The following is a 23,396-nucleotide window of genomic DNA, read 5'->3' as shown; positions in this document are numbered from 1 at the left end:
CCTGACGAACGAAGACACCGCCAGGCGGATGCCGGCGGCAGATCGATCGTCAGGCTTGCGGCGGTCTCAGCGCAGGATCGCCGGGCGCGGGAACGAGCGCGGCGATCCGGATCGCGGAACGCATGGCGCTCGCCGCCAGCAGCGACGGCACATCCGCTTCATCGGCCAACGCCGCGAAATGATGCGCGTGGCAGCCTGTATGCTGATGGGAGAAATTCTTGTCGGCCCCGTCCGATTCAGATGAGCCTTGATCGCGCTCGGCGCCATGGTCGAGGCTGCCGGCTTCGACGCACACCCTATCCTCCGCCGCGTGCGCAACCGGGCCGATGCCCAAGGAGAGCACCGCGAATGCGCAAAGCAGGATGGTGAGGAACCGTGGCATCTTCGCACGCCGGTTATCTCAATTCAGGCCGATTGTCATGCGCCTACTCGAGAATTCTCAAGTCCGATCAAATTGATACGAGGTAACGTATCGGCAGGCGCGTTCAGCAGCAGCGCCCGCCGCCCCCGCCATAGCGCGCACGCTGGCGGTCGCGGAAGAAGGCGGCGCGATCCATGGCCGGGCGATCGGGATGATGCGCGGCCATGTGGCGAAGATACGCCTCATAGTCGGGCAGGCCGACCATCAGCCGCGCGGTATCGCGCAGCGTGCGGAGCAGCGCGCGGATCATGCCGGCGCCAGCTCGGCCGGGGTCTCGCGCGCGCTCGGCTCGGCCTGGCGCCGCGCGGCGAGCGACGCGCGGATCGCGAAGATCAGGATCGACAGCACCACGCCCAGGAACAGCGCGCACAGGCCCGCGTCGATATAGTCGTTGCGGATGATCTGGCGCATCTCCGCCATCGACTTGGCCGGGGCGAGCAGCTCCCCGCGCGCGAGCGCGTCGGAGAAGCGCGCCGCGTGCGCGAGGAAGCCGACCTTGGGATCGGACGAGACGAGCTTGAGCATGCCCGCGCTGACGGTGCAGACCAGCAGCCAGGCGGTCGGCACCATCGTCACCCAGGCGAAGCGATCGCGCTTCATGCGGAACAGCACGACCGTCGCCAGCATCAGCGCGATCGCCGCCAGCATCTGGTTGGAGATGCCGAACACCGGCCACAGCGTGTTCACCCCGCCCAGCGGATCGGTCACGCCCTGATGCAGGAAGAAGCCCCAGGCGCCGACGCACAATGCCGTCGCGACCACGCCCGGCACCAGCGCATCGGTGCGCTTGAACGCGGGGACCGCGAGGCCGATCAGGTCCTGAAGCATGAAGCGTCCCGCGCGCGTGCCGGCATCGACCGCGGTGAGGATGAACAGCGCCTCGAACAGGATCGCGAAATGATACCAGAAGGCCTTCATCGCCGGTCCGCCCACGGCATGGCTGAAGATCTCGGCCATCGCCACCGCCAGCGTCGGGGCGCCGCCGGTGCGCGAGATGATCGTCGCCTCGCCCACGTCCTTCGCCGCCTGGGTGATGGCCGCGGCGTCGATCGGGAATCCCATCGCGGTCACCGCGGCGGCGGCGCTGGCCGCGTTCGGGCCGAGCACCGCGCCGGGGCTGTTCATCACGAAATAGATGCCGGGATCGAGGATCGCGGCGCCGAGCAGCGCCATGATCGCGACGAACGCTTCCATCAGCATCGCCCCATAGCCGATCAACGGCGCATGGGCTTCGCTGGCGATCAGCTTGGGCGTGGTGCCGCTCGCGATCAGCGCATGGAATCCCGATACCGCGCCGCAGGCGATGGTGATGAACAGGAACGGGAAGAGGTTGCCCGACCAGACCGGCCCGCCGCCGGCGACGAACTGGGTGATCGCCGGCATCCTGAGCGGCGGCGCCATGATGACGATGCCGAGCGCGAGCGCGACGATCGCGCCGATCTTGAGGAAGGTCGAGAGATAGTCGCGCGGCGCGAGCAGCAGCCAGACGGGCAGGACCGAGGCGACCGCGCCATAGCCGATCAGCAGCCAGCACAGCTGGATCGGCGTGAAGGTGAACATCGGCCCCAGCACCGGCGAGGCGGCGACCGACTGGCCGAGCACCAGCGCGGCGAGCAGCCCGGCGATGCCGAGCAGCGAGACCTCGCCGATCCTGCCCGGCCGGATCCACCGGGTATAGACGCCCATCAGGATCGCCAGCGGCACGGTGGCCGCGACCGTGAACATCCCCCACGGGCTTTCCGCGAGCGCCTTGACCACGATCAGCGCGAGCACGGCGAGGATGATCACCATGATCATGAAGGCGCCGAACAGCGCGATCGTGCCCGCGACCTGGCCCATTTCCATGCGGATGAGCTCGCCCAGCGACTTGCCGTCGCGGCGCATCGAGATGAACAGGATCATGAAATCCTGCACCGCGCCTGCCACGACCACGCCGGCCAGGATCCACAGCGTTCCGGGCAGATAGCCCATTTGCGCAGCGAGCACCGGGCCGACGAGCGGGCCAGCACCCGCGATCGCGGCGAAATGGTGGCCGAACAGCACGCTGCGGTCGGTCGCGACATAGTCCAGCCCGTCGGCCAGCCGGATCGCCGGCGTCGCCCGCCGCGGGTCGAGCCGCATCACATGGCGGGCGATGAACAGGGCATAATAGCGATAGGCGATCAGGAACACCGACACCGCCGCCGCGACGATCCACAGCGCGTTGACCGTCTCCCCGCGTGCGATGCCGATCACGGCCAGGGCCACGGCGCCGACCGCGGCCAGCGCGATCCAGGGAAGATGTCGGGTCATGGGTGTCGGCTCCGGTTCGTTCGACGGCTAGGCGCGGTCGCGCTCGAGCAGTTCCTCGCGGATATGCACCGCCTGCAGCGACAGCCGCACCTCGACCAGGAAGGCGACGAGGCCCGCGGTGAGCAGCAGCATCGAGGCGATGAAGGTCACCGCGACCACGCCGCCGATGTCGAGATGCGTCAGCGTCGCGCCGAACATCAGCGCGACGACGAGGCAGATCAGGATCGCGCTGGCGACGCACAGCCAGATCGAGGTGTTGATCACCGCCAGCCGCCGGTCGATCAGCCGCAGCTCCCAGACGTGCCGGTCATGCTCGGCGCCCTGCGAGACCGGGTGGAGCTGCTCGATCTTGCGCGAGCGATCGACCACGCGGGCCATGCGCCCGATTAGCACGTTGAGGATGCCGGCGATGCCCGCCAGCAGGAAGACGGGGGCGATCGAGACCTGGATCGTGGCGGCGACGGTCGAGAGCATCGGTGACATCGCACGCACCTTATGATCGTGCCGCGCATCCGCCAAGCGGGCTTGCACGGCTTGGTAACGCATTGCCGCTATCGCGCGTGCTATGACAAGGCCGATGCCGCTTGCAGAGTTCACCCGCCTGCCTCCGTTGCTCACCGTGAGCACCGGCGAAGGGTTGACGAGCGCGCTCGACGCCGTGGCGGATCATGCTGCCCCGACGCACCGTTTCCTGCGCTATGGCTGGTTCGCGGCGGCGCTTGCCGCCTATGGCGGTTCGGCGCGGACGCTGACCGTCGCGCGTGAAGGCGTGCCGGTGCTCGCGCTGCCGATCGTGCCCAAGGGGCCGGGGTTCCTCGGCATCAGGACCATACCCGGCTGCTACTGGCCGTTCCGCAGCTTCCCCGTCGCTGCCGATGCCGATGCCGCGGCGTTCGAGCTGCTGCTCGACAAGCTCGGCCATGAAGCCGCGGCGCTGCGTATCGGACCCGTCTATGACGGCGATCCGGCGCTCGAAGGGCTGCGCGCGGCGGCGGAGGCGAAGGGTTGGGTCGCGCTCGACCGGTTTGTCGCCGAAAGCTTCCTGCTCGACATGACGACGTTGCGCGCGGAGGGCACCTGGCCGCGCAATTCGACGCTGCGCAAGAACCGCTTCCACGAAAAGCACCTCGCCGAGCATGGCGAGCTCGACTGGAGCTTCGTGTCCGGTGACGACTGGAATGCGGACGCGTTCGACGCGCTCGCCGCGATCGAGCGCAAGAGCTGGATCGCGTCGCGCACCGACGGCAGCGACGCCAAGTTCACCGACGACGGCCATGGCGGCTTCTGGCGCGCCGCCGCCGCCGATCCGGTGATCGCGCGGATGATGTGGGCGGCGCTGCTGCGCATCGACGGCGAGCCGGCCGCCTTCTCGTTCGACATGAACGCGGGCACGCTCAAATATGCGATCGCCAACAGCTACGATCCGCGTGTCGCCAAGCATTCGCCGGGCAAGCTGCTCTATTATCGCAACCTTGCCCGCGCGCTCGACGACGGCATGGCGACGGTCGACTGGGGCGCGGGCGACAGCGGCTACAAGCGCACGATCGGCGCCGAGGCGGGGCCGATGATCCGCGACTGGCTGTTCGTGCGGCCGGGCGTGTCGGGGGTGATCGCGCGGCTGCTTCGCGGCTGGTGGCGCCGGAGCGGCAACAAGCCTGCCTGACCCATGGTTCCTTGCAATGTTGGAATCCGGCTGCCAGCCTCGACCGGCTCTTTCACATCGTCGAATGACCGGATCGCCTCGCGCACGCGTGGCAGTGTGACTTTTAGGACTTTCCGCATGCGGCGCGCATAAAAAAAGCGGCTGCGACGTGGAACGCCGCAGCCGCAGTTCTAGCCACCCCGAGAGGGGGTCTCGTGAACGTCAGACCTTCACCAGCCGGATCGCGATGTACGGCTTGCCCGGCAGCGCGATGCTTGGCCGGGCGGGGTCGTGGACGTCATACTGGTTCTTCTGCTGCATGCGGAACACGCCCTCGACGGGGGTGATCGTCATGTTCCAGGTATCGATGATGTCGATGCGGAAGCTGTTCTTGGGATCGCCGCTGCGGCCCGGCAGCACGACCTGCCATTCGGTCGGCGTCCCGGTGCCGAAATATTTGAGGTAATATTCGTGCGGCACGCCGCCGAGGTGATAGTTCCACCATGGCTGGATCGCGTCGATGCCGGGCGCGGGGCCTTCCTCCATGATCTTTTTGAGGAACGCGAGGCGGGGGGCGCTGGTGCCCTTGAGCACGCCGCCCTGACCCAGCCACGAGAAATCGGCATTCTGCCTGGGGTCGTAGGTCTCGCTATGGCCCACATAGGTGCCGCCGATCAGCCCCCACCAGAAACGCTCGACCATGCCCTGCCCGTCGAGATTGCCCCAGCGCAGGTTGGAATTGCCCTCATAGACGACCTCGTCGAAGATGACGGGCTTCAGCGTCATCGCGCGGTGCAGCTCGGCGCGCAGGTCGTCGAGCACCGCCGCGCCGTTCTGCACGCTGGCATGGGTGATCCACGGCTTGCGGTGATCGTAATAGGTGTTGATCTGGTGGATCGAGCGCAGCCGGTCGTGCGGATCGGCGGCGACGAGTACCTGGAACAGATGGTCCCAGTCGTCCATCGACTTGGTCTTCACCGCATCATATTCGTTGGCCATCGACCACCAGACATGGCGGTATGCGCTCCAGCGCGCGGCGCAGTAGCGGACGAAGCGTTCGTCGTCCGTCCGCTTCATGTCGTTATAGCCGCGCTTCTCGTCATAGGGGTGGAACAGGATGACGTCCGCCTCGATGCCGAGCGCGCCGAGCTTCGCGATGCGGTCCTCGTAGCGGCGGAAATAGTCCGGATCGAAGCGCGTTGCATCCCAGTCGCGCGGCCCCTTGCCGGTGCGGACATAGGGGTTGGTCGCGACCGATTCGACATTGGGCGTGACCAGCATCCGCATCTTGTTGAACGGCGCGGTCCTGAGCGTCTCCAGCGTCTGCGCGCACTTCGCGTCCGACTGGAGCGCCCAGCTGTAGCAGGTGGTGCCGATCTGGCGGAACGGCGTGCCGTCGGCATAGGCGAAGTGAAAACCGTCCTGAGTCACCCGCACCGGGCCGTGATTGCCCGCCGAGGGCGCGACGCAGTCGAAGCTGCCGCGCTTGTGCGCCATCTCGGTCGCGCTGCTCTCGGTCTCCCAGCTCCACTTGCCGAGCTCCGGCGGGCTGAAGCGGATGCGATAGACGCCCTTGCCGTCGTAGAAGCCGGGGACGCGGATGGCCTTTCCCGCGCCCTTGAACACCGCGACGAGCTGGACGTCGTCGAACGGGTTGCCGGTCTGCGGCCCTTCGAACACCAGCTCGTGCACGCCCCAGCGCTCGGTGCGGGCTGTACCCTGCCCGAAGGCCGGGGTGGCGGCGGCGCCGGCGGCGATCAGGCCGGACTTCAGCATATTGCGGCGGGTGATGCTCATGCCGCGCGCTCCGCGTCGAGCTGCTCGAGCGACTTGCCCTCGTTGCGCGGTGCCCAGACGAAGCCGATCACGCCGCTGATCGCGAGGAAGCCGACCAGGATCCAGGCGAGCGTGTGGAAGCCGGTCGCCACCAGCGCCGGCACGAAGAAGCTGAACACGCCCAGCACGATGCGCACGATCGCGAACATCACCCCCTGCGCGGTCGCGCGCAGCGCGGTCGGGAACATCTCCGAGCTCCACAGCTGGAAGAAGCTCTGCGCGCCGAAACCGCCGCCGACCGACATCAGGAAGACGTGGATGATCGCGATCGGCAAGGTGAGCGGGAAGATCGCGAGCAGCGCCATGCCGATCACCTGCGTGATCGCCGAGATGCCGAACAGCAGCCGCTGGTTCACCTTGTCGGCCAGCTTCATGAAGATGAAGAAGATCGACGCCATGCCGAGCATGAAGCTAAGCGTCTGGACCGCGACCGACATCGCCTGGCTCTGATCGCCGACGGTGCTGAGGATATAGGGGAAGAAGAAGCCGTTGGTGCCGGCCCACAGGTTCCAGAACAGATAGGTGCCCGTCAGGAACGCCATCGATCCGATATGCTGGGGGGTGAACAGATCCTGCCAGCGGCCGCGCTGCGCGGTCTCCCCGCTCTGCTGTGCCTCGACCCAGCGCTGCGATTCCTTCATCTTCGAGCGGAGGAAGGTGAGCGCGATGGCAAGGACGGCAAGGTGCGCGAAGATGATGCGCGCGCCCAGCAGCCCGAGGCTGTCGAGCGCCAGCGCGAGCAGCAGGACGACGACCGGGCCGAGATACCACAGCACCTGCGCCACCCCGCTATGCTTGCCGCGTTTGTCGTCGGGCGCCATTTCGGCGATCAGCGACCAGGAGGCGGGGATGTCGGCGCCCACGGCGAGGCCGACCAGGAAGAAGCCGATGATGACCATCCAGGCGTTCATCGAGAACACCAGCCACAGCATGCCGAACGCGTAGAACAGCATATCGTACTGGTAGATCTTCTTGCGGCCGAGCAGGTCGCACAACCGCCCGCCGATCAGCGCGCCGATGCCCGCTGCGATCGCATTCGGGCCGAAGGCGGCGATCAGCCCGAGCAGGCTGTCGTCGAGCCCATATTCCTTCTTCCACAGCGCCAGCGCGACGGCGCCCGCGACGATCGATCCGGCGTCGATATAATTGGCGAGTCCGGCAAGGATCGTGTTCTTCCAGTCCTCCCGATCGGCAGATGCGCTGCTCATTCCGTTTCTCTCCAGGGCTAGTGGCTTGCTGGCCGTTATGTCGCTGCTGCGGCCTCAGCGGAAATCCGAAGACAGAGCGACAGGGGAGGCGCATGGCCTCCCCTGTCTAAGGGGTGCTTCGTCAGAACTTGATGCGGGCACCGGTGTAGAAGCGGCGGCCGATCACGTCGTACACGCCGTTGACGTTGCCGGGCAGGCCGCCCCAGACGGGCGGACGTTCGACGTCGAACAGGTTCTTCACGCCCAGATAGAACTCGAAATGCTCGAGCCCGGTGTAACGGACCTGCAGGTCGGTGTAGATCTTCGAGCCGATGCGGAAATACTTCTCGTCGGGCACCGACCCGTCTGCGAGGCGATACAGCGTCTGGAAGTTCTCATAGTCCAGCACCTGCGGCGCGATGTATTCGGCGTTCACGTTGAAGCCGAAGTCATCATTTTCCCAGCCCGCGCCGACGCTGACCGCGTCGCGCGGCGTGCCGAGCTCGCCCATCGTATTGTCATAGGGATCGCCGGTCAGCGCGCGGAAACCGTTCTTGAGCAGATGTGTCCAGGCCGCCGAGAAGCTTGCCCTGCCGCCCGCAACGGCGTGGTTGTAGTTCAGCGTGAAGTCGAGTCCGCGGCTGAACGAGCCGCCGCTGTTGACCAGGCCGCGAATGACCTGCTCGACCGAACCGGTGCTGTACGCGCCCGAGGCCCCGGTGCGGCGGGTGACGAACTGGCAGAACTCGGCCAGTCCCTCGCGATAGCATTTATTGAGCACCGTCGCGGCCGGCACGCGGCTGATCGCATCCTCCAGCTTGATGTCGAAATAGTCGACGGTCAGCGTCAGGTTGCGCAGCGCGTGGATCGAACGCGGGTTGATCACCGCGCCGAGCGTCAGCGTCTTGCCGGTCTCTTCCTGGATGTTCGGGTTGTTGGCGGTCAGGCCGCCGACGCCCGCGAGATCCGCCTGGGTGAGCGTGAACGATCCGTTTGCGGCGATATTGGCCGCGATCCCCGGTACTGCCCGGCAATTATCGGCGAGCGTGCCAGGCGTGGTCGCGGTGATGCCCTGACACGGATCGGTGATCGAGATGATGCCCGCCGCCGGCGCCGCGAACAGCTCGCCGATGTTCGGCGCGCGGGTCGCATGGGCATAGACCGCGCGGAAGCGGATGTCCTCGATCGGCGCCCATTCGCCGCCGACATTCCACGCATAGAAGGTGCCGACGGTCGAATAATCGGACATGCGGCCTGCCGCGCGCAGCGTCAGGTTATGGAAGAATGGCGTGTCGGACAGGACTGGAACGACGATTTCGCCATAGGCTTCCTTGACGTCGAACTTGCCCGCGGTGTCGGTCAGCTGGACATAGCCGTTGCGCGCCTGATTGGTCAGCGGATCAAAGATGTCGCGGCTTTCCTCCTTGCGATACTCGGCGCCCACGGCGACCTGCACCGGGCCGGCGGGAAGCTGGAACAGCGTGCCGGTCAGGTTGGCGGCCGCGACGTGCATCTGCTGCTTGGAATAGCGGCTCATGCTCGTCTTGATGTACTTGATCGCGTCGGCCGAGATCTTCGACGTGCCGTCGGCATTGAGGCCATAGACGTCGATCGGAACGCAGCCCTGCGCACGTGCCGACGCATTGACGCACACCGCTTCGCTGCGGTTGCCGTCATTGTCATAGTCGTAGACGTCGGGGATCGCCTGCAACGCCTCGGCGAGGTTGTAGAGGTTGGCGAGGCCGCTCATCGACTGGTGCTGCTTGGTAAAGCCGTACTGATAGTAGGCGTCGAGCTTCCAGCTGCTGCCCAGATCCACCGTTCCGCCCAGCACGACGCGGAAATTGTCGCGCTCGGTCGGGATAGTGCGGGTGCCGCCGTCGAACATCGTCGTGCGCAGCAGGAAGCTCAGATCCTTCGAGCTGATCGCGTCGTTGGCGTTGCGGTTGGTCGCCGCGGCGAACACCGCGGCCGGAACCAGCGGGTTGGCGAGACGGCGCACATCGGCTGGGTTGGACGGGTTCGCGACCATGAACTCGATAGGGTAGAAGCCGCCATTGCCGGGGAAGGCGCCCAGCGCGCTGTCGGTGCGCATCGGCGATGCTTCCATGCGGCCCTTGCTGAGCACATTGGTATAGGTCGCCTCCGCGAAGACGTTGGCGTTGTCGGTCACGTCATAGTTGAGGCGTGCCGCAAAGGTGTAGCGCTCCGAAGGCGCGGCCAGCAGCTTGTACTGCTCGCGGTTATAGCCGTCGGTTGCGGCGTTATAGGCGCGGAACGTGCCGTCGGGATTGATGATGCGGTTGGTCTGGCTGCCGATCACGAACACGCCGCCCGGCCCGACGTTCGACGGGTTGTAGAAGGGCGTGAACAGGTTCTGCGCCGCGGTCAGGTTGCGCGCATCGTTGCCCGCGACGCGCTGCGTGGTGCCGAGGCTGGTATAGTCGTAGCGCGCGAAGTCGCGTCCGTCATTCTCGACCACGCCCTCGTTCACATAGCCGCCATAGACCATGATGTTGCCGCGGCCGTCGGCGAAGTTCGCGCCATAGGTGGCGTTGGCGACGAACTGGCGGTCGTCGCCGCGCTCGGAGATGCCGCCCTGGACGTTGAGCTGAAGCCCTTCGTACTTCTTCTTGTAGATGAAGTTGACCACGCCCGCGACCGCGTCCGATCCGTAGACGGCCGATGCGCCGCCGGTGAGCACGTCGACGCGCTCGATGAACGGGGTCGGGATCATCGACAGATCGACCTGCGCGGTGCCGGGCACGCCCGCGACCGAGCGGCGGCCGTCGATCAGCACCAGCGTGCGATCGGCGCCGAGATTGCGCAGGTTGACCGTGGCCAGGCCCGGGTTGGTGCTGGCGCCGTTGGTGGTGCGGCTCTGGCCGGGGATGCCGACGGCGGGGTTCTGCTGCAGCGCTTCCTGGACGTTGACCACGCCCTGGTTCTCGAGCGCCTGGGCGGTCACCACCTGAAGCGGGCTGGGCGAGGTCAGCGCGGGCGATGCGATGCGGCTGCCCGTGACCACGACTTCCTGCTCGGCCTCGGCGGCGGGCTGGCTTTCGGGCGCAACGTCCTGCGCCTGCGCGGCGGTGGCGGCGAGCAGCGTGAGTGCGCTCGCGCCGGTCATCAGCAGCGTGTGACGCGCGCCGCGTGACAGATTGGTTCCTGCAACTTTCATTTCCCCACTCCTTCCCTTGTTGCGCCGGGCCTTGTTCGGCCCTGTTCATCGGGCGGTGATCCGCCTCTCTGTCGTTGTTCCTGTGACCTCAGCCGGGCGGCGCGCGATTGGCGCGGGCGACGACATCGCCGACGCTCTCGCGCCAGTTGCGGCGGATCGTATCGCGCGCGGCTGGTGCGAGTTTCGGCTCGAACCGGTCGGCAGCGGCGGGTGCGCCGGAATCGGTGAGCCCAAGCACCTGCGCCGCCATGCGGGCAACGCCCAGCGCGCTCGCCTCGGCGATCTCGGGCCGGGCGATCGCGCGGCCGGTAAGGTCGGCGAGCAATTGCGCGAGCAGCGGGTTGCGGGCGGCGCCGCCGTCGATCGAGAGTTCGGGCAGTTCGATGTCGAGATCGGCGGCGATCGCGTCGAGCACATCGCCGATCTGAAGCGCGATCGCTTCCAGCGTCGCGCGCGCGACATGCGCCGGACGCGTTGCCAGGGTCATGCCGCTGATCGTGCCGCGCGCGCCCGTCTGCCAGTGCGGCGCGCCAAGACCCGCGAGCGCGGGGACGAAGACGACGCCTGCGCTGTCCTCGACGCTGCCCGCTAGATCGGTGAGCGCCTGTTCGTCGGCGAGGCCCAGCAATGCGGTCGCGAAGGCTGCGGCATGGCCGGAGACGGAGATATTGCCCTCGATCGCGTGCTGTGCGCCGCCGCTGGTACGGCTCCACGCGATCGTGCTCGACAGGCCATGCGACGAGCGCACACGGCCTGCGGTCGCGGCCATCAGCGAACTGCCGGTTCCGATCGTCGCCTTGACGCGGCCCGGCGCGTGGATTCCGTGCGCGAACAGCGCGGCATGGCTGTCGCCCAGCAACACCTGCACCGGCGTGCCCGCGGGCAGCGCGGTGAGGCCCGGCGCGACCGCGCCGAAGCCGCTGTCCGACGGCGCGATGCGCGGCAGGATGGCGAGCGGCACGTCGAAGATGCGCGCGAGCTCCGCATCCCAGTCGAGCGTGTCGAGGTTGAACAGCTGGGTGCGCGACGCGTTGCTGTGATCGGTCGCATGGACCTGACCGCCGGTGAGGTTCCACAGCAGCCAGCTGTCGATCGTCCCTGCCTTGATCGCGCCCGTTGCCGCACGGTCGCGTGCGCCGGGGATCGAGTCGATCAGCCAGGCGATCTTGGCGGCGGGGAAGAGCGGATCGATGCCGAGGCCGCTGCGCGAGACGATCGCGTCCTCATGTCCCCCGGCGCGCAGCGCGGCGCAGCGCTCGGCCGAGCGCGCGCATTGCCAGATCACCGCCGGTGCGATCGGGCGGCCGGTCGCGGCCTCCCACAGCACAACGGTCTCGCGCTGATTGGAGATGGCGAGCGCGGCGATCTCCGTCTCGGGCGCGGCGGCAACCAGCTCGGCGATCAGCGCGGCGACCGCCTCCCAGATGTCCGATGCCGATTGCTCGGCCCAGCCCGGCTGCGGATAGGTCACCTGCATCGCTCGCGAGCGCGAGGCCAACACCGTACCGTCGGGCGCGACGAGCAGCGCCTTGGTGTTGGTCGTGCCCTGGTCGATGGCAAGGATGACCGGGCCGGACATCAGGCGGCCCTTGCTTCCAACAGCGCGCGCGCGGCGGCGGCGATGCCGTCGGCGGTGAGGCCATAGCGCTCCATCAGCCACGACGCCGAACCGGTGGGCAGGAAGCCGGGGAAGCCCAGCATCCGCATCCGCACGGGCGAGTGCTGCGCGCAATATTCGGCGATCGCGCCGCCAAGGCCGCCTTGCGCAAGTCCTTCCTCGGCAGTGACGATCGCCCCGGTCTGTGCCGCGGCCGCGATCAGATCGGTGTCGAGCGGCGACACGGTCGCCATGTTGATCACGCGCGCGGCGATGCCTTCGGCGGCCAGCGCTTCGGCTGCGGCGATCGCGCGATGGACCAGCGTGCCGTTGGTGACGATGGCGATATCGCCGCCCTCGCGCAGCACTTCGCCCTTGCCGATCGCGAAGGCCGCGTCTTCCGGGCGCTCCAGTGCGGGCACGGGCATGCGACTGATCTTGATATAGACCGGGCCGTCATGCGCCGCGGCCGCCTTGATCGCCTCGGCGGTCTCCCACGGATCAGCGGGGACGATCACGGTGAGCTTGTCGATCGCGCGCAGCCAGGCGACGTCCTCGATGCTGTGGTGCGTCGCGCCGAGCTCGCCATAGGCGACGCCCGAGGAGATGCCGCACAGCTTCACATTCTGCTGGCTGTACGCGCAGTCGGCCTTGATCTGCTCCATCGCGCGGGCGGTGAGGAAGCAGCCGGCGCCGCTGACGAACGGGATCTTGCCGCCATTGGCGAGGCCCGCGCCGACGCCGACCATGTTCTGCTCGGCGATGCCGACATTGATCAGCCGGTCGGGAAAGCGCTCACGGAACTTGCCGAGCTTGGACGAGCCGACCGAGTCGTTGACCACCGCGACGATGCGGCTGTCGTTGCTGGCGAGCTCCTCGACCGTGCGGACATAGGCGTCGCGGCAGTCGAACATGCCGGCTGGGGCTGCTGCGGCCGCCATCACTTCATCTCCGCTTCGAGTTCGGCAATCGCCTGGGCGTATTGCTCCGGGTTGGGCACGCCGTGGTGCCAGCCGGCCTGGTCGCGCATGAAGCTGACCCCCTGGCCCTTGTGCGTGTCGGCGATGATGACGAGCGGCTTGCTTCGGGGGGCGCAGGCCGCATCGAGCGTTTCGAGCAGCGCTTCATGGTCGTGCCCGTCGACCCCGGCAACCTCCCAGCCGAAGGCGCGCCATTTGTCGGCGAGCGGCTCGAGGCTGTTGGTGTCCTCGGTCTTCGCGCCCTGCTGCAGCCGGTTGCGATCGACGATCACGGTGAGGTTGCCTAAGGCCCGGTGGCCGGCGAACATCGCCGATTCCCACATGCTGCCTTCCTGCAGCTCGCCGTCGCCGGTGAGCGCGAAGACGCGGTAGTCCGCCTTGTCGATCTGGCCTGCGACGGCGATCCCGACCGCGACGGGCAGCCCGTGGCCGAGTGGGCCGGTATTGGTCTCGACCCCCGGCAGATAGGTGCGGTTCGGGTGACCGTTCAGCCGCGACTCGGGCTTGAGGTACGTGTCGAGCTCCGCTTCGGGAAAGAAGCCCGCCCCGGCGAGCGCCGTGTAGAGAGCCCCGGTGCAATGACCCTTGCTCATCACGAAACGGTCGCGGCCCGGGGCGGCAGGGGAGGACTCGTCGATCCGAAGAATGTCGAAATACAAAGCCGCGATGATATCTGCGGACGAAAGGTCACCGCCGGGATGGCCCTGGCCAGCATCGACGATCATGCGGAGCAGGCGGCGGCGCATCCAGTTGGCGCGTTCGCGGACGTGAGCGGCGCGCGTTTCCAGCGTGCGCGCAACGGCGTCCCGACTCTCCAAACCGACTCTGTTCATCAACCTCTCCTGCCCGCCGCATAACGGATGTTGAAAGCAAACGCAATAATAGTCATATTATATGGGTATCAATCGAAGTTTCGGATTTTTTCGTTTGCTATCGATGAAGCCAAAAATTGACAAGAGCCGAAAGGCCGCGTTAGAAAGGCGGAGGGCTGAATGGTCCCGAATGGGTGCCAGATCAGGTAGATAGGCAGGAACGGGGATGTCGGAATCGTCCAGCTGGCGCGCGGCCATTCTCCGCGACCCGGCGCGCACCGCAGGCCGCGCATGAGCGGCGAGCGGCGAGCGCGGATGCTCGGCGAGGCGCGCCGGAGCAAGATCCTCGAATGGCTTCAGGAGGAAGGCAGCGCGCGCGTGCGCAGCCTGGCCGAAGCGTTCGGGGTCTCGGAAGTCACGGTGCGGCAGGATCTCGAGAAGCTCGAGTCGGACGGCCATATCGTTCGCGAGCATGGCGGCGCTTTCCTCAAGTCGGTGACGCAGCAGGTGCGCGCGATGGCGCTGCAGCATCACGAGAATATGGAAGCCAAGCAGCGCATCGGCCGGGCCGCCGCGGCGCTGGTGGGCGATGGCGAGACGATCATCCTCGATTCTGGATCGACCACGACCGAGGTCGCGGCGCAGCTGAGCGGCCGGCACGACATGACCGTCATCACCAACGCGCTCAACATTGCGTTGATGCTGGGCGCCGAGCCGGGCTTCGACGTCCATATGACCGGCGGGCACTTCAAGGCGCCGACACTGTCGCTGTCAGGGGACCGCTCCGCCGACTATTTCCGCGGGCTGTTCGTCCAGAAGCTGTTCCTGGCGACCGCGGCGATCGATCTGGAGGCGGGCCTCACCTATCCGGCGCTGTCCGACATCCCCGTCAAGCGCGCGATGATCGAGGCGGCGGAGAAGGTCATCCTCGTCGCCGATTCGAGCAAGATCGGGCTGCGCTCCTTCACTGCGCTGGGCGGGATCGAGCTGGTCCACCTGCTGGTGACCGATGCGGGGATCCGCGACGCGGATCGTGCCGCGATCGAGGCCGCAGGCGTCGAGGTGCTGACCGCCTGAAATTTCCGGCGTGCATGCGCCGCACATCCAGAAGGATCGAACACGTGAGCAATCAGAAGTACGGCGCCGGCATCTGGCATTTCGCGACCTTCGTCGATCGCTATGCGACCGACGGTTATGGACCGGCGCGCTCGCTGATCGAGATGATCGACCTTGCCGGGCAGGTCGACGACCTGTCGGTGGTCGACATCAACTATCCCTTCGTCGATCCCAGCCTGTCGCTCGACACGGTCGAGCAAGCGCTCAAGCGCAACAACCTCTCGGTCATCGGCATCACGCCGGAGATCTACACGCGCCAGTTCGCCAAGGGGGCCTTCACCAACCCCGATCCCGGGATTCGCCGCCTCGCCAATGAGATGTGCAACGACGCGGCGAACGTCGTCCGCCGCTTCGGCGCCGATTATGTGAAGCTCTGGCCGGGCCAGGACGGCTGGGACTATCCGTTCCAGGTCGATCACGGGAAGCTGTGGCAGATGAGCGTCGAGGGGATCGGCGAGCTCGCCAGCCAGAACCCCGACCTCAAATTCGTGATCGAGTACAAGCCGCGCGAGCCGCGCTGCCATATGAGCTATGACAGCGTGTCGCGCACGCTGCTCGGCATCGAGCGGATGGGGCTGCCCAATGTCGGCATCCTGCTCGACTTCGGCCATGCGCTGTACGGCGGCGAGAGCCCGGCGGATTCGGCGCAGCTCGCGATCGATCACGGCCGGCTGTTCGGCATGGACGTGAACGACAATTTCCGCGGGTGGGACGACGACCTGATGGCCGGGTCGGTCCACCCGATCGAGCTGTTCGAATTCTTCTACACGCTGCGCAAGAACAAGTGGGAGGGCGTGTGGCAGCTCGACCAGTTCCCGTTCCGCGAGGATTCGGTCGCGGTCGCCAACGGCGCGATCAGCTTCCTCAAGGGCATCGAGAGCGCGCTCGACAAGCTCGACTTCGCCGCGATGCAGGACGCGCAGGACCGGCAGGATGCGGTGACCGCGCTGCGCCTCGCGCGCGAAGCCTTGTTCACTTCCTTCTGACCGGACGACCGTGAGTATCCTTCCCCGTATCGCCGCAGTCGGCGCGCTGAGCCTGGCCTGCCCGGCGCTGGCGCAGAGCGAGATCCCAAAGGTCCCTGCGTTCCCTGGCGCGGAGGGCGCAGGTCGCTTTTCCGAAGGCGGGCGCGGCGGGCGGGTGATCGCGGTCACCAACCTCAACGATTCCGGGCCGGGCAGCCTGCGCGCGGCGCTGGAGGCCGAGCGGCCGCGAACGGTGGTGTTCCATGTTTCGGGCACGATCGCGCTCAAGTCCGACATCGTCGTCACCAACGGGCGGCTGACCATCGCCGGGCAGACCGCGCCGGGCGACGGCATCACGATCCGCGACCGCTCGCTCAACATCGCCGCGAACGACGTGGTGGTGCGCTACATCCGCGCGCGGCTGGGCGCGGCATCGGGGACGCAACAGGACGCGCTGACGATCACGAAAGGCCGGCGGATCATCCTCGATCATGTCTCGGCGAGCTGGTCGATCGACGAGACGCTCTCGGCCTCGACGCATTACGACAAGCCGGGCGACGGGGTGTGGGATCTGACCGTGCAATGGTCGATCATCGCCAATTCGCTGCGCAAGTCGAACCACGACAAGGGCGAGCACGGCTTCGGGAGCCTGATCCGCGCGGCGCGCGGGGCGAAGATCAGCTGGCATCACAATCTCTGGGCCAATCATCTCGACCGCATGCCGCGCCCGGGCAATTATTCGCTGCCGAGCGAGGACGACAAGGGCGGGCTGTTCGAGTTCTGCTCCAACGTCTTCTACAATTGGGGAAAGGATCGCTCGGGCTATAATTACGACGTGTCGACCCATGCCCAGTACAACTTCATCGACAATGCCTATGTCGCCGGACCCGACAGCAAGGGTAATTTCGCGTTCGAGGAGCAGAATCAGCTCGCGCGCGCCTACTGGTCGGGCAACAGCATGAACGGGACCATTCCGGCGGACCAGAAAGCGCTGGTCACGGGCAATATCCCGGCGGGCTATTGGCTCGACGCGCCGCTCGATGTGGGCGCGGTGGCCGCCGATCCGGCGCCGCGCGCGTTCGAGCGCGTGCTGGCGGGCGCAGGCGCCTCGCTGGTCCGCGACGCGATCGACCTCAAGGTGGTTGCGGGCGTGCGCAACCGTTCCGGGCGGATCATCGACAACGAGGCGCAGGATGGCGGCTGGCCGGCGCTGCGTTCGGGCACGGCGCCCGTCGACACCGACCAGGACGGCATGCCCGACGCGTGGGAGCGCGCACGCGGACTCGATCCGGCCCGTGCCGACGGGGCTGCGGACTGCGACCGCGACGGCTACAGCAATCTGGAGGAATATCTGAACGAGCTTGCCGCCGGAAAGGACCGCGCGTGATCATCTCCTCCGCCAACGATTTCCGCGAGGCGGCGCGGCGTCGGATCCCGCGCTTCCTGTTCGACTATGCCGATGGCGGTGCCAATGCCGAGGAAACGCTGCGCCGCAACGTGAGCGACCTTGCGGGCATCGCACTGCGCCAGCGCGTGCTCAAGGACGTCGCCAGCATCGATCTCAAGACGACGCTGTTCGGACGCGAGATCGCGCTGCCCGTCGCGTTGGGGCCGGTCGGCATCAGCGGGATGTACGCCCGCCGTGGCGAGCTGCAGGCGGCGCGCGCGGCGAAGACCGCCGGCATTCCCACCTGCCTCTCGACCGTGTCGATCTGTTCGATCGAGGAAGTGGCGCAGGCGGCCGACCCCTTCTGGTTCCAGCTTTACGTAATTCGCGACCGCGGCTTCATGCGCGACCTGATCGCGCGCGCCAGGGCGGCGGGCGCCGGCGCGCTGGTCTTCACGGTCGATATGCCGGTGCCGGGCGCGCGCTACCGCGATGCACATTCGGGCATGTCCGGACCCTATGGTCCGCTGCGCCGCGTGCTCCAGGCAATGGGCAAGCCGGGCTGGTCGTGGGACGTCGGCCTGCGGGGGCGGCCGCACATGCTGGGCAATCTGCTCCCGGTGCTCGGCAAGGATAGCGGACTCAACGACTATATGGGCTGGCTCGGCGCCAATTTCGATCCGTCCATCCAGTGGAAGGATCTCGACTGGATCCGCGCGGAATGGGGCGGGCCGCTGATCATCAAGGGCATTCTCGACCCTGAGGATGCGCGCGAGGCGGCGGCGATCGGCGCCGACGGCATCGTCGTCTCCAACCATGGCGGACGCCAGCTCGACGGCGTGCTCTCCAGCGCGCGGGCGCTGCCGGCGATCGCCGATGCCGTGGGCGACAAGCTGACCGTGCTCGCCGATGGCGGGGTGCGCAACGGGCTCGACCTGGTGCGGATGCTCGCGCTGGGCGCACAGGGCGTGCTGCTGGGCCGCGCCTGGGTCTATGCGCTCGCGGCGCAGGGCGAGGCGGGGGTGACCAAGCTGCTCGACCTGATCGCGAAGGAAATGAAGGTCGCGATGACGCTGACCGGGGTCAACCGGATCGAAGCGATCGATCGCTCGATCCTCGCTGAGGATGTGAAATGAAGCTTCTTGAAGGCAAGACCGTGCTGGTCACCGGCGGATCGACCGGCATTGGCCGCGCCGCGGCGATCGGCGCCGCGCAGCACGGCGCGAACGTCGCGATCAACTATGCGTCGAGCGACGACAAGGCCGCCTCCTGCGTCGCGGAGATCGAAGCGCTGGGGCGGAAGGGCCTGGCGGTGAAGGGCGACGTCGCCTTGCCCGAGACCGCGACCGATTTCGTCAGCAAGGCGGTCGAGGCATTCGGCCGCGTCGACGTGATGGTCTCCAACGCGGGCATCTGCCCGTTCCATGCGTTCCTCGACATGCCGGTCGAGACGGTCGATCGCACCTTCCGCGTCAACCTGCACGGCGCCTACTACATGGTGCAGGCCGCGGCCAACCAGATGGTCAAGCAGGGCGAGGGGGGCGCGATCGTCGCGGTCTCGTCGATCTCGGCCTTGGTCGGCGGCGAGTTCCAGACGCACTACACCCCGACCAAGGCGGGCGTGCATTCGCTGATGCAGTCGGCGGCGATCGCGCTCGGCAAGCACGGCATCCGCTGCAATTCGGTGCTGCCCGGCACGATCCTGACCGAGATCAACAAGGACGATCTCGCCGATCAGGAAAAACGCGACCGCATGACCGCGCGCATCCCGCTCGGACGGCTGGGCGAGTCCGGGGATCTCGCCGGGCCGATCGTCTTCCTCGCCTCCGACATGGCCGCCTATGTCACCGGGGCGGCGCTGCTGGTCGATGGCGGCGCGTTCGTGAACCTCCAATAGGATCGCGACGGCGTGTCGCTCGTCATGCCTCCGCCCGATGCCGTCACGCTGGCGCGGCGGGCGGAGATCGTGGCGGCGATGCGTAAGATCGTCCCCGGCGAGGGCGTGATCGACGAGCTCGAGGCGCTGCGCCCCTATGAGTCCGATGCGCTCACCGCCTATGCCCAGATCCCGCTGCTGGTCGTGCTGCCCGAGACCGTCGAGCAGGTCGCCGCCGTGCTGCGCTGGTGCCATCAAAACCGGGTGAAGGTCGTGCCGCGCGGCGCGGGAACCTCGCTGTCGGGGGGAGCGCTGCCGCTGGCGGATGGCGTCCTGCTCGGCATGGCCAAGTTCAACCGCGTGCTCGACATCGATTACGCCGACCGCGTCGCGGTGGTGCAGCCCGGCGTCACCAACCTCACCATTACGCGCGCGGTGGAGGAGGCGGGCTTCTACTACGCTCCCGACCCGTCGAGCCAGATCGCCTGCACGATCGGCGGCAATGTCGCCGAGAATTCGGGCGGGGTGCATTGCCTCAAATACGGGCTGACGACCCACAACGTGCTCGGCGTCGAGTTGGTGACGATCGAGGGCGAGGTGGTCCGCCTCGGCGGGCGCGGACTCGAGCCGGCGGGGCTCGACCTGCTCGGGCTGATCGTCGGGTCCGAGGGCCTGCTGGGCGTAGTCACCGAAGTCACCGTGCGCATCCTGCCGCGGCCGGAGACGGCCAAGGCGCTGCTGATCGGCTTCCCCGATGTCGAAAGGGCCGGGGTCTGCGTCGCGCAGGTCATCGCCGCGGGCATCATCCCGGCGGGGATGGAGATGATGGACAGACCAGCCATCCATGCGGCGGAGGCGTTTGTGCAGGTCGGCTATCCGCTCGATGTCGAGGCCTTGCTGATCGTCGAGCTCGACGGGCCGGGCGCGGAGTGCGGGCATTTGACCGGCGAGGTCGAGGCGATCGCGCGGGCGAATGGCGCGGTCTCGGTGCGCGCCTCGGCGGACGAGGCAGAGCGCGTAGCCTTCTGGGCCGGGCGCAAGGCGGCGTTTCCGGCCGCGGGGCGCATCTCGCCCGATTATTACTGCATGGACGGCACCATCCCGCGCCGCCGCCTGCCAGAGGTTCTGACCCGGATGAAGGCGCTGTCCGAGCAATACGGCCTCGGCGTGATCAACGTCTTCCATGCCGGCGACGGCAACCTCCACCCGCTGATCCTCTACGACGCCAACCAGCCGGGCCAGCTCGAACAGGCCGAGGCGTTCGGCGCGGATATCCTCAAACTGTGCGTCGAGGTCGGCGGCGTGCTGACTGGCGAGCATGGCGTGGGGGTGGAGAAGCGCGACCTCATGCACACGATGTTCTCGAAAGCCGATCTTGCTCAGCAGCAGCGAGTGAAATGCGCCTTCGATCCCGAACTGCTGCTCAACCCCGGCAAGATGTTCCCCGAACTCCACCGCTGCGCCGAGCTGGGCCGGATGCACGTCCATCGCGGGCAGGCGCCGTTTCCCGATCTGCCGCGGTTCTGACCGATGACGGATCACCTTCACCCGTTGGCCCTGAGCCTGTCGAAGGGCTGTGCAGTTCGGGCAGAAAGAGGAACGGTGCTTCGACAAGCTCAGCACGAACGGCGGGTGGGATGATTTTCCCCGATTCCGTCGACGCACTCTGCGCGACCGTGGCGGAGGCTCGCGACGCTGGCGGAAAGCTCCGCCTGCGCGGCGGCGGCACCAAGGACGGGATCGGGGCGCCCTGCGATGCGCGGGTGGTGGACATGCGCGGATTCTCCGGCGTGATCGACTACGACCCGCCCGAACTGGTGTTGACCGTGCGCGCCGGAACGCCCCTGGCGGAGATAGGGGCACTGGTCGCGGGCGAGGGACAGATGCTGGCCTTCGACCCGTTCGACCATGGCGCGATGCTCGGCAACGGCGATGGCGCGACGATCGGCGGCGTCATCGCGGCTGGCGTCGCCGGCCCGGCGCGTCTGTCGTGCGGCGGCGCGCGCGATCACTTGCTCGGCTTCACTGCGGTGTCGGGTAGGGGCGAGCGCTTCGTCGCGGGGGCGAAGGTGGTCAAGAACGTCACCGGCTACGACCTGCCCAAGCTGATGGCGGGAAGCTGGGGGCGGCTCGCGGCACTGACCGAGCTGACGCTCAAGGTGCTGCCCGCCCCGCGTACCCGCCTGACGCTGGCGATGCGCGGGCTGGACGCGACGGGTGCGGTCGCGGCGATGGCGCGCGCGATGGGGGCTGCGGCGGAGGTCACCGCTGCGGCGCATCTGCCCGATTGGCGGGGCGAGGCAGTGACCGCGCTGCGGCTCGACGGGTTCGCGGAATCGGTCGCCGCGCGCGCGGCGATGCTGCCCGAATTCGAGCCGATCGAGGAGGGCGATGCGCTCTGGCTCGCGGTGCGCGATGCCACGCCGCTGCCTCGCGAATGGCCGTTGTGGCGGCTGATCGTGGCGCCCGGAAAGGCGCCGGATGTGATCGGCGCACTGCCCGATGCCGAGTGGCTGTTCGACTGGGCGGGCGGCCTGATCTGGCTGGCGAGCACCGCCGATCCCGCCGCGATCCGCGCCGCGGCGGGATCGGCGGGCGGGCATGCCATGCTGGTCCGGGCGAGTGAGGCCATGCGCGGCGCGGTTCCGGCGCTCCACCCGCAACCCTCCGCGCTCGCCGGGATCGAGGCGCGCGTGCGCCGCGCCTTCGACCCCGATGGCGTGTTCGAGACGGGGCGCTTCTGATGCAAACGCGCTTTACTCCCGAACAGCTCGCCGATCCGGCGACGGCATCGTCCGAGGGCGTGATCCGCAAATGCGTGCATTGCGGCTTCTGCACCGCGACCTGCCCGACCTATGCGCTGCTCGGCGACGAGCTCGATAGCCCGCGCGGCCGCATCTACCTGATCAAGGACATGCTGGAGAACCAGCGCAAGCCGGGGCCGGAGACGGTCAAGCATGTCGACCGCTGCCTCTCCTGCCTGTCGTGCATGACGACCTGCCCCTCGGGGGTGAACTACATGCACCTGGTCGATCACGCGCGGGCCTATATCCACGAGAATTACCGGCGCCCCTGGCACGAGCGCGCGGTGCGGCAGGTGCTGGCCTGGGTGCTGCCCTATCCCGCGCGGTTCCGCGCCGCACTGACGCTGGCGAAGCTCGGGCGCCCGTTCGCGCCGCTGATCGCCGGGGTGAAGCCGCTTGCGGCGATGCTGGCGATGGCGCCTGCGCGCGTGCCCGCGCCGGTCCCGGCGGCCAACGCGACCGTCCCAGGCGCTAAGGGCCGCGTCGCGCTGCTTCGGGGCTGCGCCGAACCGGTGCTCAAGCCAGAGTATCGTGCGGCGGCGATCCGCCTGCTCAATCGCGCCGGGTTCGACGTGGTGTTCGCGGCGGGCGAGGGTTGCTGCGGTGCGCTGGTCCATCACCTGGGACGCGAAGCCGATAGCCTCGATGCGGCGCGTCGCAACGTCGACGCATGGATGCGCGAGATCGAGGGCGATGGGCTGGCGGCGATCGTGGTGACCGCGTCCGGCTGCGGCACGACGATCAAGGACTATGGCTTCATGCTGCGGGGTGACCCCGCCTATGCGGAGAGGGCGGCGCGGGTCTCGGCGCTGGCGAAGGATATCTCGGAGCTGCTGGCCGAGTCGGAGCTGCCGCGCGGCAACGGGCGTGGGCTGACCGTTGCCTATCACGCCGCCTGCTCGCTCCAGCACGGGCAGAAGGTGACCGATGCGCCCAAAAAGCTGCTCGCCGCGGCAGGCTATGTGGTGCGCACGCCGGTCGAAGCGCATCTGTGCTGCGGATCGGCGGGCACCTACAACATCCTCCAGCCCGAGATCGCCGGCCAGCTCGGCGCGCGAAAAGCGTCCAATCTGGAACGGCTTCAGGCGGACGTGATCGCGACCGGCAATGTCGGCTGCGTCATGCAGATCGCACGGTTCGGCGAGACGCCGATCGCCCACACGATCGAGCTGCTCGACTGGGCGACCGGCGGCCCCGCACCCGCCGCTTTCGCGCATCGAAACGCTTGACCAAATAATACTATTATATTTAAAATGTACCGATCGAGGCGGCGAGTCCTCGTGTAGACGAAGTTCGCCAT

At 67.6% G+C, this 23,396-nt stretch carries 19 protein-coding genes; 9 read left to right on the top strand and 10 right to left on the bottom strand.

Translation table 11 applies throughout. The annotated features are described in order from the left end of the window. Window positions 1–49: 49 nt before the first annotated feature. The 4 genes from VGD28_RS00940 to VGD28_RS00925 form a co-directional block, all read right to left on the bottom strand. Entirely contained in the window at window positions 50–334 is a 285-nt protein-coding gene (locus VGD28_RS00940; protein WP_331026453.1) for a hypothetical protein, read from the bottom strand. Window positions 335–485: 151 nt separating this feature from the next. Further along, a complete protein-coding gene (locus VGD28_RS00935; protein WP_331026452.1) occupies window positions 486–671 on the bottom strand; it encodes a YbdD/YjiX family protein in 186 nt (61 codons plus the stop codon). Next, the gene (locus VGD28_RS00930; protein WP_331026451.1) at window positions 668–2,713 is read right to left on the bottom strand and encodes a carbon starvation CstA family protein; all 2,046 of its coding nucleotides are present in this window, start codon (window positions 2,711–2,713) and stop codon (window positions 668–670) included. Before VGD28_RS00930 ends, VGD28_RS00935 begins: the two co-directional genes overlap by 4 nt. Before the next feature lie 27 nt (window positions 2,714–2,740). After that, window positions 2,741–3,196, bottom strand: coding sequence for a DUF2721 domain-containing protein (locus VGD28_RS00925; protein WP_331026450.1), 456 nt, complete (start codon window positions 3,194–3,196; stop codon window positions 2,741–2,743). A gap of 136 nt (window positions 3,197–3,332) precedes the next feature. Between VGD28_RS00925 and VGD28_RS00920 the strand changes: the two genes are divergently transcribed. Further along, on the top strand, window positions 3,333–4,376 hold the full coding sequence (locus tag VGD28_RS00920; RefSeq protein WP_331026449.1) for a GNAT family N-acetyltransferase: 1,044 nt from the start codon (window positions 3,333–3,335) through the stop codon (window positions 4,374–4,376). 201 nt (window positions 4,377–4,577) lie between these two features. On the opposite strand, the gene VGD28_RS00915 is transcribed toward VGD28_RS00920, so the two are convergent. The 6 genes from VGD28_RS00915 to VGD28_RS00890 form a co-directional block, all read right to left on the bottom strand. Further along, window positions 4,578–6,152, bottom strand: coding sequence for a DUF5060 domain-containing protein (locus VGD28_RS00915; protein WP_331026448.1), 1,575 nt, complete (start codon window positions 6,150–6,152; stop codon window positions 4,578–4,580). Next, window positions 6,149–7,399, bottom strand: a complete 1,251-nt coding sequence (locus VGD28_RS00910) for an MFS transporter (RefSeq protein ID WP_331026447.1) — start codon at window positions 7,397–7,399, stop codon at window positions 6,149–6,151. Before VGD28_RS00910 ends, VGD28_RS00915 begins: the two co-directional genes overlap by 4 nt. A 121-nt stretch (window positions 7,400–7,520) precedes the next feature. Then, the gene (locus VGD28_RS00905) at window positions 7,521–10,559 is read right to left on the bottom strand and encodes a TonB-dependent receptor domain-containing protein (protein WP_331026446.1); all 3,039 of its coding nucleotides are present in this window, start codon (window positions 10,557–10,559) and stop codon (window positions 7,521–7,523) included. A gap of 88 nt (window positions 10,560–10,647) precedes the next feature. Next, window positions 10,648–12,138, bottom strand: a complete 1,491-nt coding sequence (locus VGD28_RS00900; RefSeq protein ID WP_331026445.1) for an FGGY family carbohydrate kinase — start codon at window positions 12,136–12,138, stop codon at window positions 10,648–10,650. Then, complete coding sequence (locus VGD28_RS00895; protein WP_331026444.1) at window positions 12,138–13,097, bottom strand: transketolase family protein; 960 nt, start codon at window positions 13,095–13,097, stop codon at window positions 12,138–12,140. The genes VGD28_RS00900 and VGD28_RS00895 overlap by 1 nt, the downstream gene beginning before the upstream one ends. Then, window positions 13,097–13,882 carry a transketolase gene (locus tag VGD28_RS00890; RefSeq protein ID WP_331026443.1) on the bottom strand — a complete coding sequence of 262 codons (786 nt, stop codon included), beginning with the start codon at window positions 13,880–13,882 and terminating at the stop codon, window positions 13,097–13,099. Before VGD28_RS00890 ends, VGD28_RS00895 begins: the two co-directional genes overlap by 1 nt. Before the next feature lie 357 nt (window positions 13,883–14,239). Here VGD28_RS00890 and VGD28_RS00885 point away from each other — a divergent pair, with 357 nt between their 5' ends. From VGD28_RS00885 to glcF, 8 genes are all read left to right on the top strand, one after another. Beyond that, on the top strand, window positions 14,240–15,025 hold the full coding sequence (locus VGD28_RS00885) for a DeoR/GlpR family DNA-binding transcription regulator (RefSeq protein ID WP_331026442.1): 786 nt from the start codon (window positions 14,240–14,242) through the stop codon (window positions 15,023–15,025). 44 nt (window positions 15,026–15,069) lie between these two features. Further along, the gene (locus VGD28_RS00880) at window positions 15,070–16,050 is read left to right on the top strand and encodes a sugar phosphate isomerase/epimerase family protein (RefSeq protein ID WP_331026441.1); all 981 of its coding nucleotides are present in this window, start codon (window positions 15,070–15,072) and stop codon (window positions 16,048–16,050) included. A 10-nt stretch (window positions 16,051–16,060) separates the two neighbouring features. Beyond that, entirely contained in the window at window positions 16,061–17,416 is a 1,356-nt protein-coding gene (locus tag VGD28_RS00875) for a pectate lyase (RefSeq protein ID WP_331026440.1), read from the top strand. Next, a complete protein-coding gene (gene lldD, locus VGD28_RS00870; RefSeq protein ID WP_331026439.1) occupies window positions 17,413–18,552 on the top strand; it encodes an FMN-dependent L-lactate dehydrogenase LldD in 1,140 nt (379 codons plus the stop codon). Before VGD28_RS00875 ends, lldD begins: the two co-directional genes overlap by 4 nt. Further along, on the top strand, window positions 18,549–19,313 hold the full coding sequence (locus tag VGD28_RS00865) for an SDR family NAD(P)-dependent oxidoreductase (RefSeq protein ID WP_331026438.1): 765 nt from the start codon (window positions 18,549–18,551) through the stop codon (window positions 19,311–19,313). Before lldD ends, VGD28_RS00865 begins: the two co-directional genes overlap by 4 nt. Before the next feature lie 12 nt (window positions 19,314–19,325). Further along, window positions 19,326–20,819 (top strand): FAD-linked oxidase C-terminal domain-containing protein, encoded by a 1,494-nt coding sequence (locus VGD28_RS00860; protein WP_331026437.1) that lies wholly within the window; start codon window positions 19,326–19,328, stop codon window positions 20,817–20,819. A gap of 110 nt (window positions 20,820–20,929) precedes the next feature. After that, window positions 20,930–22,036 carry a glycolate oxidase subunit GlcE gene (gene glcE, locus VGD28_RS00855; RefSeq protein ID WP_331026436.1) on the top strand — a complete coding sequence of 369 codons (1,107 nt, stop codon included), beginning with the start codon at window positions 20,930–20,932 and terminating at the stop codon, window positions 22,034–22,036. Next, on the top strand, window positions 22,036–23,325 hold the full coding sequence (gene glcF / locus VGD28_RS00850; RefSeq protein ID WP_331026435.1) for a glycolate oxidase subunit GlcF: 1,290 nt from the start codon (window positions 22,036–22,038) through the stop codon (window positions 23,323–23,325). The genes glcE and glcF overlap by 1 nt, the downstream gene beginning before the upstream one ends. The last annotated feature ends 71 nt before the right edge of the window (window positions 23,326–23,396 follow it).

It is taken from the genome of Sphingomonas sp., from assembly GCF_036402235.1.
GTDB lineage: Bacteria > Pseudomonadota > Alphaproteobacteria > Sphingomonadales > Sphingomonadaceae > Sphingomonas.
This window is presented reverse-complemented; position numbering and strand designations above follow the sequence as displayed.